The sequence below is a fragment of the Caenispirillum bisanense genome (assembly GCF_039523075.1).
Taxonomy (GTDB): domain Bacteria; phylum Pseudomonadota; class Alphaproteobacteria; order Rhodospirillales; family Rhodospirillaceae; genus Caenispirillum; species Caenispirillum bisanense.
In genome coordinates this window covers 1-12,763 of sequence record NZ_BAAAEP010000079.1, presented here as the reverse complement: position 1 = coordinate 12,763, position 12,763 = coordinate 1, and the positions used below count along the sequence as shown (strand labels likewise).

Below are 12,763 nucleotides of genomic sequence, written 5' to 3'. Positions count from 1 at the left end.
AACCGCCGGCGGCGCACCGGGACCCGGGGCGGGAGCCGGGGCCGGCGTCGTGGCGGCGGCGGCCAGGGCGACCTGCTGCACGGCGCCGCCCTGCACCGGCTTCACCGCCGGCAGCGGCGCGGCGACCGAGGCGACCGCCGTGGCCTTGGGCGCCGGGGCGGCGACCATGGCCGGCGCGCCCTTGCCCTTGGGCTCCACGTCCTGCTTGCCGGCATAGGCCTGGTCGAGCAGCTTGATCATGTGGGCATCGCGCCAGCCGGCGCTTTCCCCGCCGAATACCACGCCCACCAGGCGGCGGCCATCGCGCACCGCGCTGGTCACCAGGTTGAAGCCGGAGGCATTGATGAAGCCGGTCTTCAGGCCGTCGGCACCCTTGTAGTTCAGCAGCACGCGGTTGTGGGTGTTGAAGGTCTTGCCCTTCACCGTCACCGTGCGGGTGTTGAAGTAGTGGTAGTACTGGGGGAAGTGCTTGTGCAGCGCCATGGCCAGCGTCGCCATGTCTTCCGCCGTGCTCAACTGCGCCGTGTTGGGCAGGCCGGAGGCATTGCGGAAGGTGCTGCGCTTCATGCCCAGGTCGTTGGCCTTCTTGGTCATCTTGGCGGCGAACTGCACCTCGCTGCCGGCCAGCGCCTCGGCCACCATCACCGCCACGTCGTTGGCCGACTTGGTGACCAGCACCTTGATCGCCTCTTCCACGGTGATCGTCTCGCCGGCCTTGAGGCCGAGCTTCGACGGCGGCATGCCGACCGCGCGGGTGGAGGCCTTGATGGGCGTGTTGAGCGAAAGCTCCTTCTTCTCCAGCGCGTCGAAGACCATATACAAGGTCATCATCTTGGTCAGCGAGGCCGGGTACAGCCGCTCGTCCGCATTGCGGGAGTACAGCACCTTGCCGCTCTGGGCATCGACCACGATGGAGGCGTAGCGGCCCGCCAGGGCCTGCGATGCACCGCCGAGCGTGAGGACGCAGACGACCAGCGCGAATGCGACGACGCGAAGTGCTGCCTTCATTGTTCCCCCCTGCGGCGCGTGCGGAAGCGATCCTGGTGGACCTTTATGGGCCCGCAACCCTTAAGCAAGGGTTTCGTCAGGACGACTCGGCTTCAGCATAAGCAACAGCCGAGTCGCTGTAAACCCGACTTGAAGCAAAAACAAGGCATTCCCGCCATGTGTGCAGACGGATTGGGAAGTTCGCCCGATGGGTGGCCGGCGATGCAGGGTTTCCGCGCCCCGCCCGATGTTCGCTGAAAGATCAAATCGTTCTGTTGCATCGCAGCAGTTTTCGTTGACACCCCTGGCGGCCCGCGGCCATAGTCCCTATGTTGCATCGCACAATCAGAGTTTCAGGACCGCGACCCCAGGGTCGCCGCGCGCTGGCCGAACTTTTTTCCGCACTGCGGGAACGTGGGCCGGCGGTCGTTGTTCAGGTCCAGTCAGCCGGCATACCGCTGAGAGGGACTTTCGCGGGTGCCACAATCGAATCCGTCGTAGAGCAGCCAGGAGCCCGAAGACGATGAGCACCACCAAGACCCCGACGCCCGCCGCCACCGCCGCCGCCGCCGCCGCCGCCGCCGCCGAGGCCACCCCGGCCCCGGCCCGCAAGCCGGCCGCCAAGGCCGCCGCCGCCGCCAAGCCGGCCGCCGCGGTGCTGCCGGTGGACGTGCCGAAGGCGCCGTCCGCCAGCGAAGCCGCCGCCGCCGCCAGCAAGACCGCCGCCGAGACCGCCAAGGCCATCGACGACGCCGTGGCCGTCGGCAAGCAGACGGTGGAGAACGTGGTCAAGGCCGGTGCCGACACCGCCACCCGCACCTATGAAAAGGCGGTCGCCGCCCAGCGCTCGCGGGTCGATGCCGCCGCCCGGGTCAGCGACGACGCCATGAAGACCTACGAAACCTCCGTCGCCCTGGCGAAGGAGAACGTGGACGCCGTGCTGACCTCCGGCTCCATCGTGGTCAAGGGCATGCAGGACGTCACCAAGATCGTGCTCAGCGCCGTCCACGACCAGCTGGAGGAGAACCTCTCCTACGGCAAGGCGCTGATCGGCTGCCGCTCGGTCCACGAGGTGATCGACCTCAACCAGTCCGCCGCCCGCGCCGGCATGGACAGCATGGGCGAGATCGCCGGCAAGCTGTCCGCCACCTCGGCCAAGGTGCTGGAGGATGCGGTGCAGCCGCTGACCGACCGCCTGACCGCTAACCTGGACCGCCTGATGCAGCCCATGGGTCGCTGACGCCGCCCGACGCTGCCCCGGCAGTCCGACGACAGGCGCCCGGCGGGTTTCCGCCCGGGCGCCTTTTTCGTGCCCGCGCCCGCGCCCGCCGGCGGCCATCGGCCGCATGCGCCAACACACAGCGATCTACCCCCGGCGGCGGCGCGTAGAGCAGCGGACGGACAGGCCAGCCGCAACGGCAATGGTGAAAATCGGCGTGCCACTGGCTGCCTGAGTCAGGCGTACCTATATCAGCCTCGGGTGACCAACAGTGCTCTTTGCCGCCGCCCCGGCCCGACCTATTATCGGTGGACGAGTGTTCAGTATCTGGAGTGACGGACGCCGATGAGCGATCACGACCATGACCGTAACGGGCCGGGCGGGCCCAATACCAACGTGGTCATCAAGACCCGTCCGAAGACGAAAAAGCCGTCCATGTACAAGGTCTTGATGCTGAACGACGACTACACGCCCATGGAATTCGTCGTTCATGTCCTTGAAAGGTTCTTCGCCAAGAACCGCGATGAAGCCACGCGCATCATGTTGCACGTTCATCAGCGCGGTGTCGGGGTGTGCGGCGTGTACACCTACGAAGTGGCGGAGACCAAGGTGACCCAGGTGATGGATCTGGCGCGTCAGCACCAGCATCCGCTGCAGTGCACCGTGGAGAAGGAATAGCCGCCCATGCTTTCGGCCAACCTGGAACAGACCCTTCACAAGGCCCTGGCGCTGGCCGCCCAGCATCGCCATGAATACGCCACGCTGGAACACCTCCTGCTGGCGCTTTCGGACGATGCCGACGCGGTGGCGGTCATGCGGGCCTGTACCGTGGACGTCGAGCGCCTGAAGCGCGACGTCGGTGCCTTCGTCGACAAGGAGCTGTCCGGGCTGGTCACCGCGCGGGAGACCGATCCGAAGCCCACCGCGGGCTTCCAGCGAGTCGTGCAGCGCGCCGCGATCCACGTTCAGTCCTCCGGCCGCGAGGAGGTGACGGGCGCCAATGTCCTGGTCGCCCTCTTCAGCGAACGCGAGAGCCACGCCGTCTACTTCCTGCAGAGTCAGGACATGAGCCGGCTGGATGCCGTCAACTACATCAGTCACGGCATTGCCAAGCGACCGGGTGGCGCTCAGGCCCGCCCCGTCTCCGGTGCCGACGACGATGCGCACGCGGAGGCAGTGGTGAAAAAGGGACGTGAAGCGCTCGACACCTACTGCGTCGACCTCAACAGGAAGGCGCGCGACGGCAAGATCGATCCTCTCATCGGCCGCGACCTGGAGGTTGAACGGACCATCCAGATCCTGTGCCGCCGCACCAAGAACAACCCGCTCTACGTGGGCGACCCCGGCGTCGGCAAGACCGCCATCGCCGAGGGCCTGGCCAAGCGCATCGTCGAGGGCGAGGTGCCCGAGGTGCTGCAGAACGCCACCATCTTCGCGCTCGACATGGGCTCGCTGCTGGCCGGCACCCGCTACCGCGGCGACTTCGAGGAACGGCTGAAGGCGGTGGTCTCGGAACTGGAGGCGCTGCCCGGGGCGGTGCTGTTCATCGACGAGATCCACACCGTCATCGGCGCCGGCGCCACCTCCGGCGGCAGCATGGATGCCTCCAACCTGCTCAAGCCGGCGCTCGCCCAGGGCAGCCTGCGCTGCATCGGCTCGACCACCTACAAGGAATTCCGCAACCACTTCGAGAAGGACCGGGCGCTGGTCCGCCGCTTCCAGAAGATCGACGTGCCGGAACCGTCGGTGGAGGACTCGGTCAAGATCCTGCGCGGCCTGAAGCCGTATTACGAGAAGCACCACGGCGTGAAGTACACGGTGGAGGCTATCCGCTCGGCGGTGGAACTGGCGGCCAAGTACATCCACGACCGCAAGCTGCCCGACAAGGCCATCGACGTCATCGACGAGGTGGGCGCGGCGCGCAATCTGGTGCCCGAGAACAAGCGGCGCAAGACGGTGACGGTCAAGGACGTGGAAGAGATCGTCGCCAAGATCGCCCGCATCCCGCCCAAGTCGGTCAGCCGCGACGACCAGGAGGCCCTGCGCAACCTGGAACGCGACCTGAAGACCATGGTGTTCGGCCAGGACAAGGCCATCGAGATGCTGTCCAGCTCCATCAAGCTGGCGCGCGCCGGCCTGCGGGAACCGGAAAAGCCCATCGGCAACTACCTGTTCTCCGGTCCGACCGGCGTCGGCAAGACCGAGGTGGCGCGGCAGCTGTCGCGGTCGCTGGGGATCGAGCTGCTGCGCTTCGACATGTCGGAGTACATGGAGCGGCACTCGGTCAGCCGTCTCATCGGCGCCCCGCCGGGCTATGTCGGCTTCGACCAGGGCGGCCTGCTCACCGACGGCATCGACCAGCACCCGCACTGCGTGCTGCTGCTGGACGAGATCGAGAAGGCCCACCCGGACCTGTTCAACATCCTTCTGCAGATCATGGACCACGGCAAGCTGACCGACCACAACGGCAAGACGGTCGACTTCCGCAACGTCATCCTGATCATGACCAGCAACGCCGGCGCCTCGGAACTCGCCAAGCCGGCCATCGGCTTCGGCCGCGAGACCCGCGAAGGCGATGACAAGGAAGCCATCGAGCGGATGTTCAGCCCCGAGTTCCGCAACCGCCTGGATGCCGTCATCCCCTTCGCCAACCTGTCGCAGGAGGTGGTGTCCAAGGTCGTCGACAAGTTCATCATGGAGCTGGAGGCCCAGCTGGCCGACCGCGACGTGCAGATCGAACTGACCGACGAGGCCCGCAGCTGGCTGGCCGAACGCGGCTACGACCGCGCCATGGGTGCCCGTCCGCTCGGCCGGGTGATCCAGGAAACCATCAAGCGCCCGCTGGCCGAGGAACTGCTGTTCGGCAAGCTGGTGCTGGGCGGGGTGGTCAAGGTGCGCATCGAGGAGGACAAGCCGGTGTTCGACATCAGCCCGGCCCCGCCGCGCGCCCGCCGCAAGGAAGAGGAAACGGTGGACTGACCCGGCCCCCGCCGCCTTCAGGCCCCGGCATGGAAAAACCCCCGGCGGAGCGATCCGCCGGGGGTTTTCCGTGTCCGCGGTGGACGGGGCCGGAGCCGCCTCAGCGGCCTTCGACCTTGAGGGTCAGCAGCCGGGTCAGCTCGCCGGTTTCCGCCGATTCCATCACCACCGGCAGCAGCATCGGCTGCTGCGGCGTCAGGCTGACGCTGAAGGCGGTGGTGCCGAGAAGGAAGGCCTGCACCGCCTCCGCCACCATGGTGACGTCGGCCGGCGCCACTTCGGTGCCGGCATTGATGGTCACCATCTCGGCGGCGGCCGCCGCGAAGCCGGCGCGATCACCGCCCGCCGCCTGCTCCACCAGCACGTCGGCAAGGCGGTCGTCGGTGTAGGTGAGGGTGGCGCCGACGAAGGCGATGTTCTCGGTCATCAGGATCACCGCCTCGAAGTCGTCGGCGTCCATGGCGCGGGCGAGTTCCACCAGCGGCACGCCGGTGAAGTCCATCTTCAGCACCGCTTCGCCCAGGCCTTCGCCGCGCACGGTGACGGGGCCGACGGTCAGGGCGCCGTTGTCGGCAGTGTAGCGCTGCGCCACGTCCAGCGACAGGTCGAGGGTCTTGCGGCCGAGGCTGTCCAGCGCCATGGCCAGCAGCGGCGCCTCGTCGGCGAGCAGGGAGGCCGGCAGCTGCAGGTGATCCAGGCGCAGGCGCGACGACACCACGGTGCCCTGCAGGCGCTCCAGGTCGGTCAGGGTCATGCCGCCCAGACTGACCGCGCCGGTGGGGGCGATGCCGTTGATGCTGACGGCGCCAAGGCGCAGTTCCGTAAGGCCGAAGGCATCGCTGGCCGCCTTCTCGATCTCGGCCATGTCGCCGCGCAGGGGCGACAGGTCGAGGCCGGACAGGCTGAGATCCTTCACCGACAGGGCGAAGTCGTCCTCGGCCGCGACGTCGAGGCCGGTGAGGGTGATGCGGCCGTAGCGGCCGTTGACCACGTCGTCGACGCTCATGCCCTTCACGGTCAGGCGGGCGCTCTTGTCCTCGGCGACGAAGCTGACGTCGGACACGGCGATGCGCTTGGCGTTGAGGCCGCCGATGATGGCCGGCGCCACGTCGCCGCTGAGGGCGGTGCCGGCCGGCAGGCCGCTGACCGGCGCCACCTGGGCGATGTCGACGGCGGCGATGGTCATGGCGCCGTCGCCGGGCAGGGTGATGGTCACGCCTTCCGCCCGCGCGGTGTCGGCGCCGGCCTCCGACAGGCCGCTGGCCCGCACGGTGGTGGCGCGCGCCTGATAGCCGTCGGCGCGGCTGTAGGTCAGCCCGTCGATGACCACGGCGGCGCCGAACGGGTTGGCGTCGACGGCGGTCCAGGTCAGCTGCTCGCCGGTGCCGAGGGCGGCGGCATGCTGTTCCAGCACGCTGCGGGCCCGCGCGTCGGCGGTGCGGTCGGCAATGACGTAGCCCCCGGCCACGACCGCCACGACGGCGACGGCGCCGATGGCGACAGCCTTGGTATTCATGGTGTTGAAACTCCCCCTCGGTCGATCCCGCCCGCAGCATTAGCACGTCGCGATGCACGCTGCATCAATGGAAACGTCGCCCTTTCGCGGTACCTGTCCGGCGTCAGGTTTACGTTTACGGAAAGCCGCCCATGGGGCACTCTGGCGGCACCACCGAGAGCGGAAGGGAGCCTCCATGATTGCCGATTGCCTCGCCGGCGTGCGCGTGCTCGACCTCAGCCAGTACGTGCCCGGACCCTACGCGACGCTGCTGCTCAGCGACCTGGGGGCGGAGGTGGTAAAGGTGGAGCCGCCGGCCGGCGACCCCATGCGCGGGCTGCCGCCGCTGGCCGCCGACGGCACCTCGCCGGTCTATGCCGGGCTCAACCGCAACAAGACGGTGGTGCGGCTGGACCTGAAGGCGGCGGCCGACCGGGCGGTGATGGAAGACCTGGTGCGGCAGGCCGACGTGCTGCTGGAAAGCTACCGCCCCGGCGTGCTGGAGCGGCTGGGCTTCGGCCCGCAGGCGCTGGCCGACCTCAACCCCCGGCTGATCCATTGCGCGCTGTCCGGCTTCGGCCAGACCGGGCCGCTGCGCCTGCGCGCCGGCCACGACTGCACCTACATGGCCCTGGCCGGGGCGCTGGCGGTGACCGGGCCGGAGGAGGCGCCGCTGGCACCGTTTCCGCCGCTGGCCGACCACGCCAGCGCCATGAACGCCGTCATCGCCATCCTGGCCGCCCTGGTGCGGCGCGGGCGCAGCGGGCAGGGGGCGCGGCTCGACCTGTCGATCTATGAAAGCGCCCTGGCGCTGCAGTACCAGAGCCTGCTGACCCTGGGCATCGCCGACAATACCCGCGGCCGCGGCCTGCTCAACGGGGCCGCTGCCTGTTACCGCACCTACCGCTGCGCCGACGGCCGCTTCATGGCGCTGGGCGCCATCGAGCCCAAGTTCTGGCGCGACTTCTGCGTCACCGTCGGCCGCGAGGACTGGGTGGCGCGCCAGGACGAGCCGTTCCCGCAGACTGCCCTGATCGCCGAGGTGGCGGCGGTGCTGGCGACCCGCGACCGCGACGGCTGGGTGGCGCTGTTCGAGGGCGTCGACTGCTGTTTCGAGCCGGTGCTGAGCCCCGATGAGGCGGCGGCGCATCCGCAGGCGGCGGCGCGCGGGGTGGTGGCGCTGCTGCCCGACGGCACCGCCGAGCCGCTGTTCCCCGCCACCGCCGATGCCGCCCCGCCGCCCGCCCGCCGGCCCCTGCGCGAGCTGCCGGCGGTCGCGGTGCGCGACGCCTGGAAGGCGGCCGACGCCGGCGGCTGAGCCGCCGCCGGTTCCGCCCGCGTCAGGCGGAAGGCGTCAGGCGTCCAGGGTCATGTCGAGGGCGATGCCGCCGCCCTTGGTGACCCGCACGGTCTTGCGGCTCTTGCGGGCGATGGGGATCTTGGCCTTCATGCAGTGGGCCAGCAGCGCGGCGGCGACGAAGGGCTCGTCCAGCCCGTGGAAGATCTGCTTGCCCTCGCGCGTCTGCATGTGGACGCGCAGGCGGATCGGCTGTTCGTTCTCGATCTTGAAGTCGAGCACGGCACCCTGCGGCACCCCGGTGTTCGAGGTCAGGCTGAACTCTGACAAGGCGCGCGCCACTTCAACCTCGGTAAACAGAAGGCGGCGGATTTCGGTCGGCATGTTTTTTCTTGTCCCCTGGCGGCGCCCCAACTCTCCCGCGCCGCGTCTCCGCCGCTAGGGTAGCCGCTTTTCCCCTTGCCGCCAAAGGACTTCCTGCCGTCAACCGGCCAGCGCCTTGCTCTCCTGATGGCGCTGGATGTGGGGCTTCAGCTTCATGTCCTCCTGCAGGATGTGCTCCAGCAGCCAGGTGTTCAGGATGGACAGAAGGTCGGCATAGGAATGGTGGTCGCAGTCGATACCCTGCGCCTCCATGCGTTCCCGCGCCTGCTTGAAGCGCTTGTAGGCCGCCAGCAGGCGGGCCACCAGGGCGCGGTGCTTCTCCTGATGGGTCTGGCACAGCGGATAGCCGATTTCCCGCTGCACCGCCTCCTCGCGCGAAAAGTGGACCTTGGTGTACTCGGCCAGCTCGCGGAACGTCTGGTCCAGCGCCACGAAGGCGGCGCCGTTCTTCGTCAGGTTCTCGAAGGTGTTCAGAATGTCGATGAGCGCCCGGTGGTCGGCGTCGATAACCGGATGCCCGACGCTCATCTGTTCCCGCCATACGATCGCCATGTGCCCCTCCCAACCACACGACCATTATTGGTTAGGGGAACTATCGCATGGCGTTCTGTCCGGGCGAAACAATGCGGATGATATAAGACCGGCCGAGTCCTGGCGAACCCGGCCGGTCCTTTTGGCTTGGAACGGCGCTGCCGTCGGTTGGGCTGGGACGGCGCTGCCGTCAGTCTTTCCAGCGCGGCAGGGCGCGCAGCTGGTCTTCCGTCAGGGTGGTGATGAAGGTGCGTTCCTGCGGGCCGAGTTCCAGGTGTTCCAGCCCGACCACCACGTCTTCCTCGCCGATGCCGAGCAGGCCGCCGGTTTCCACCACCACGGCCATCACCTCGCCGCGGTCGTTGGCCAGCACGTCCTCCACCTCGCCGATGCGCTCGCCGGAGGGGCCGATGACGTCGTAATCGTCGATGTCATGACGCAGGTCGGCGGGCAGGGCGGCCAGGGATTCCGGCCACTGCAGCGAGGTATCGTCGGCATCCACCTCGCGCAGGCCGTCCACCTGCGGCGTGGTGGCGCCGCCGCCGACGGTGGCCGCCTGCTCGCCCTGGCCCTGGGGCGGCGTGGCGGTGGGGGAGGAGTCGGCGGCCAGGGCGGCAGCGGCGGGCAGCAGCAGGGCGGCGGTGGCGGCGCCGGCCAGGGCAAGACGCAGGGATCGCAGCGGGGTCATCGCTACCTCCTTGAAATTGTGTCGGTTACCCTGCCAACGGCGGCGCCGGCGGTGGCGTTCGCCGAAAACCCCCGCCTTCAGTGCGGGCCGCGCCGCCCGGCCATGGCGGCGGCCACCAGTCCGGCCGTCACGGTCAGCGCCGCCAGGGTCGCGGTCGGGTGGCGCTGCACCACGTCGAGCGTGCTGAAGCGGCGGGTATAGGGTTCCTCGCCGTTGTGGATGCGGCCGTCGCCGCTGGCCTCGAACAGCCCCTGGTGGCGGTGGACGCCGGCCGGCCGCTTGTCGTGCTGCAGGCGGGTCATCATGCCGGCCATGGCGCGGTCGGACAGGCCGGGCGCCACCCGCTCCATCATCGTCATCAGCCAGGCGGCGCCGCCGACGTAGAGTTCGCGCGACGGATGGGTGGCGGCGTGCAGGATGGTTTCCGCCACCAGTTCCGGCGCATAGACCGGCTGCGGGTTGGTGGGCTCGGTCTCCAGGTGGTTGCCGGCGTGGTGCTTGTAGGGGGTGTCGATGGTGGCCGGCTTGATGAGCGTCACCGCCACCGGGGCGCCGTCGGCCATCAGCTCCATGCGCAGGCCGGTGGTGAAGCCCTTCACCGCGTGCTTGGAGGCGGCATAGGGCACCTGCAGCGGAAACACCCGTTCCGACAGCACGCTGCCGACGTTGATGATGGCGCCGCCGCGGTCGCGCAGGTGGCGGGCGGCGACCAGCGAGCCGTGCACCACCCCCCAGTAGTTGGTGTCGAAGATGCGCCGGTGTTCCTCCAGCCCGATGGCTTCCAGATTGCCGTAGCTCGACACGCCGGCATTGTTCACCCAGGTGTCGAAGCCGCCGAAGCGGTCGATGGCGGTGGCGGCGATGCGCTCCACCGCCTCGGGCTCGGCGACGTCGGCGACGACGGCGGCGGCGCGGCCGCCCACCGCCTCGATGCTGCGCACGGTGGCGTCCAGGGTTTCGCCGGCCCGCGCCGCCAGCACCACCGCCGCGCCCCGGCGGGCGGCGGTGATGGCGGTGCACAGGCCGATGCCGCTGGAGGCGCCGGTGATGACCATGACCTGCCGGTCGAGCGGTTTCAGACGCGGCCCGCTCATCCCAGCGGCCCCCCGGCGGCGCCGGTCTGCGGCTGCGATTCCAGCAGGCGCTTCAGGCGCTGCAGGTCGTCGGCGGCCTGCACGTCGGGCTCCTCGCCCAGCATGCGGGCGACCTTGGCGCCCAGTTCGCCGCCGGGGGCGAAATAGGCCAGCTGCAGGCGCACCAGGGTCGAGTCGCCGGGTTCGTCCTCGAAGGTCACCGTGCCTTCGTTGCGGATATCGGCCGGCGGCACCGCCCGCCAGCGGATGCGGCGGTCTTCCTCGATGTCATAAAGCTCCGCCTCCCACTCAAGCGAGGTGTGCAGCGGGCCGCGCACCACCCAGCGATGGCGGTCGGGGCCGGTTTCGGTGACGCTTTCCACGTGCGACATGAACTGCGGGAAGCGGGTCGGGTCGCGCCAGAAGGCGAAGACCTGGCTGCGCGGCCGGGCGATGGAGATGGTGCGCTCGATATGCAGCCAGCGGCCGGGCAGGCGGGCGCCGGGGGTGGAATCGGATTCGCTGCACCAGCGCTTCCAGGCCCAGATGCCGCCGGCGGCGGCCACGGCCAGACCGAGCGGGCCGGCGCGGCGCAGGGCCATCAGCGCCAGGGCGCTGCCGGCCAGCAAGGCTCCGCGGGAGGACAGGAAGTCGGACGAGCCTTCGCTGCGACGGGAGGGGTCGAAGGTCATGGGGGCGTCTCCGCTGTGGCTGAAAGCGGCGGCATGACTGTGGCGCCGCGCTGTTCGGCGAACGCCCTGCCGTCGCGCCCCGTTCCGCCGGCTCCCCTTTCTATCCCCGGCGGCGGCTGATCAGGCCAGGGCGCGGGCGATGGCGCGGGCGGCGGTGCGCCCGCTCTGCCAGGCGCCCGGTACCTGGGTGGCCCACTGCACGTCGCAGGCCTCGCCGGCGAAGAACACCCGATCGCCCACCGGCAGGGCCAGCGCGGCGCGGGCGGTGGCCTGGCCGGGCAGGGCGGCGGAGTAGGCGCCCAGGCTGAACGGGTCGGCGCCCCAGGCGGTGGCGGTGGCGCCGGCGATCATGCCGCGCAGGTCGCTGCCGTAGACCTGCGCCAGCCGCTCGGTGACGGTCGCGACGGCGGCGGCCTCGCCCTCCTTCTCCAGCGCCCAGGCCTCCGGCCCGCCCAGGAAGGCGACGGCGAGGTCGCTGCCGAACGGCCGGTGCACCACGTCGAGCGCGCTGCCGTCGGCCATGAGGGCGTGCAGGCGGTCGAAGGGGTCGAGGTCGAGCGGATTGCCCGGCAGGTGCAGCACCACCTTGTTGAGCAGCCCCATGCGCAGCCCGCCGATGGCGCGGGCCGTATCGGCCGGCAGGGCGGGGGTGAAGCGGATGGTGCCGGCGCTCAGCACCCCCACCGACACGGTCACCAGCACCGCCCGCGCCCGCAGGCTGCCGCTGCCGGTGTGGAGGGTGACGCCCGGCCCCGACCAGTCCACCGCCCGCACCGCCGTGTTCAGGCGCACGTCCGCCACGGCGCCCAGGGTGGCGACCAGGGTGCCCATGCCCTCGGCGATGAAGGACTCCTCGCCGGTGTCGATCTGTTCGTCGAAGTCCACCGCCGACAGCGCCTCGAACGGCACGCCGTGGGTGAGCGGGCCGATCAGCTGCCGCGCCAGCCGGTCGAGGTCGTTGGCGGGGGCCGGCAGGGCGGCGGCGGCCAGGTCGCCCTGGTCGGAGGCGAGGTCGGACAGCGCCTCGGCGGTGGCATCATAGGCGTCCTCGAAGGCGGCGAGGCCGTCCACGTCCAGGAAGCGGCGGCGCGGCAGCCACACCTCGGCATCCTGCGGGTCGCGCACGACGGTCAGGCCGCTGGCGCGGGCCACCGGCGTCAGCGGGTTGCGGTCGGAGGAATGCAGCCACGCCGCCCCCAGGTCCATGGGCACGCCGAACAGGGGCGCCGTCACCGCCCGGCCGCCGATGCGGTCGCGGGCCTCCAGCACGGTGACGGTCAGGCCGGCCTCGCGCAGGGCGGTGGCGGCGGCCAGCCCGGCGGTGCCGGCGCCGATCACCGCCACGTCGACGTCGGCGGCGCGGGCGGCGCGGCTGCGGCCGAGCAGCAGCGCCGTTGCGGCGGCGGGACCGCCGGGGG

General features: G+C 70.2%; 12 protein-coding genes. 4 read left to right on the top strand and 8 right to left on the bottom strand.

Annotated elements, in window-relative coordinates; genetic code table 11:
• On the bottom strand, window positions 1–1,008 hold a 1,008-nt coding region (locus ABD056_RS21495), incomplete at its 3' end, for a D-alanyl-D-alanine carboxypeptidase family protein (protein ID WP_343870169.1).
• Between the two features lie 502 nt (window positions 1,009–1,510).
• Between ABD056_RS21495 and ABD056_RS21490 the strand changes: the two genes are divergently transcribed.
• The 3 genes from ABD056_RS21490 (at window position 1,511) to clpA (ending at window position 5,185) form a co-directional block, all read left to right on the top strand.
• A complete protein-coding gene (locus tag ABD056_RS21490) occupies window positions 1,511–2,227 on the top strand; it encodes a phasin family protein (RefSeq protein WP_343870168.1) in 717 nt (238 codons plus the stop codon).
• A gap of 324 nt (window positions 2,228–2,551) precedes the next feature.
• Window positions 2,552–2,884 carry an ATP-dependent Clp protease adapter ClpS gene (clpS, locus tag ABD056_RS21485; RefSeq protein WP_343870166.1) on the top strand — a complete coding sequence of 111 codons (333 nt, stop codon included), beginning with the start codon at window positions 2,552–2,554 and terminating at the stop codon, window positions 2,882–2,884.
• 6 nt (window positions 2,885–2,890) lie between these two features.
• Window positions 2,891–5,185, top strand: coding sequence for an ATP-dependent Clp protease ATP-binding subunit ClpA (clpA, locus tag ABD056_RS21480; protein ID WP_343870164.1), 2,295 nt, complete (start codon window positions 2,891–2,893; stop codon window positions 5,183–5,185).
• A gap of 100 nt (window positions 5,186–5,285) precedes the next feature.
• On the opposite strand, the gene ABD056_RS21475 is transcribed toward clpA, so the two are convergent.
• The gene (locus tag ABD056_RS21475) at window positions 5,286–6,701 is read right to left on the bottom strand and encodes a hypothetical protein (RefSeq protein ID WP_343870163.1); all 1,416 of its coding nucleotides are present in this window, start codon (window positions 6,699–6,701) and stop codon (window positions 5,286–5,288) included.
• 175 nt (window positions 6,702–6,876) lie between these two features.
• On the opposite strand from ABD056_RS21475, the gene ABD056_RS21470 reads away from it, so the two are divergent.
• Window positions 6,877–7,998 (top strand): CaiB/BaiF CoA transferase family protein, encoded by a 1,122-nt coding sequence (locus tag ABD056_RS21470; protein ID WP_343870161.1) that lies wholly within the window; start codon window positions 6,877–6,879, stop codon window positions 7,996–7,998.
• A gap of 36 nt (window positions 7,999–8,034) precedes the next feature.
• On the opposite strand, the gene ABD056_RS21465 is transcribed toward ABD056_RS21470, so the two are convergent.
• From ABD056_RS21465 to ABD056_RS21440, 6 genes are all read right to left on the bottom strand, one after another.
• Window positions 8,035–8,361 (bottom strand): hypothetical protein, encoded by a 327-nt coding sequence (locus ABD056_RS21465; protein ID WP_343870160.1) that lies wholly within the window; start codon window positions 8,359–8,361, stop codon window positions 8,035–8,037.
• A gap of 99 nt (window positions 8,362–8,460) precedes the next feature.
• Entirely contained in the window at window positions 8,461–8,913 is a 453-nt protein-coding gene (locus tag ABD056_RS21460) for a bacteriohemerythrin (protein ID WP_343870158.1), read from the bottom strand.
• Window positions 8,914–9,082: 169 nt separating this feature from the next.
• Complete coding sequence (locus ABD056_RS21455) at window positions 9,083–9,580, bottom strand: PRC-barrel domain-containing protein (RefSeq protein WP_343870156.1); 498 nt, start codon at window positions 9,578–9,580, stop codon at window positions 9,083–9,085.
• Window positions 9,581–9,657: 77 nt separating this feature from the next.
• On the bottom strand, window positions 9,658–10,674 hold the full coding sequence (locus ABD056_RS21450; RefSeq protein ID WP_343870154.1) for an SDR family oxidoreductase: 1,017 nt from the start codon (window positions 10,672–10,674) through the stop codon (window positions 9,658–9,660).
• Window positions 10,671–11,345, bottom strand: coding sequence for an SRPBCC family protein (locus ABD056_RS21445; RefSeq protein ID WP_343870152.1), 675 nt, complete (start codon window positions 11,343–11,345; stop codon window positions 10,671–10,673). The genes ABD056_RS21450 and ABD056_RS21445 overlap by 4 nt, the downstream gene beginning before the upstream one ends.
• 120 nt (window positions 11,346–11,465) lie before the next feature.
• A partial coding sequence (locus ABD056_RS21440) for a flavin monoamine oxidase family protein (RefSeq protein WP_343870150.1) occupies window positions 11,466–12,763 on the bottom strand: 1,298 nt, incomplete at its 5' end.

What these genes read in the sequence shown, in the direction of transcription:
- ABD056_RS21455 (WP_343870156.1), bottom strand. Translation starts at nt 9,580, where the DNA reads ATGACCCCGCTGCGATCCCTGCGTCTTGCCCTGGCCGGCGCCGCCACC.
- ABD056_RS21450 (WP_343870154.1), bottom strand. Translation starts at nt 10,674, where the DNA reads ATGAGCGGGCCGCGTCTGAAACCGCTCGACCGGCAGGTCATGGTCATC.
- ABD056_RS21475 (WP_343870163.1), bottom strand. Translation starts at nt 6,701, where the DNA reads ATGAATACCAAGGCTGTCGCCATCGGCGCCGTCGCCGTCGTGGCGGTC.
- clpS (WP_343870166.1), top strand. Translation starts at nt 2,552, where the DNA reads ATGAGCGATCACGACCATGACCGTAACGGGCCGGGCGGGCCCAATACC.
- ABD056_RS21445 (WP_343870152.1), bottom strand. Translation starts at nt 11,345, where the DNA reads ATGACCTTCGACCCCTCCCGTCGCAGCGAAGGCTCGTCCGACTTCCTG.
- ABD056_RS21470 (WP_343870161.1), top strand. Translation starts at nt 6,877, where the DNA reads ATGATTGCCGATTGCCTCGCCGGCGTGCGCGTGCTCGACCTCAGCCAG.
- ABD056_RS21465 (WP_343870160.1), bottom strand. Translation starts at nt 8,361, where the DNA reads ATGCCGACCGAAATCCGCCGCCTTCTGTTTACCGAGGTTGAAGTGGCG.
- clpA (WP_343870164.1), top strand. Translation starts at nt 2,891, where the DNA reads ATGCTTTCGGCCAACCTGGAACAGACCCTTCACAAGGCCCTGGCGCTG.
- ABD056_RS21490 (WP_343870168.1), top strand. Translation starts at nt 1,511, where the DNA reads ATGAGCACCACCAAGACCCCGACGCCCGCCGCCACCGCCGCCGCCGCC.
- ABD056_RS21460 (WP_343870158.1), bottom strand. Translation starts at nt 8,913, where the DNA reads ATGGCGATCGTATGGCGGGAACAGATGAGCGTCGGGCATCCGGTTATC.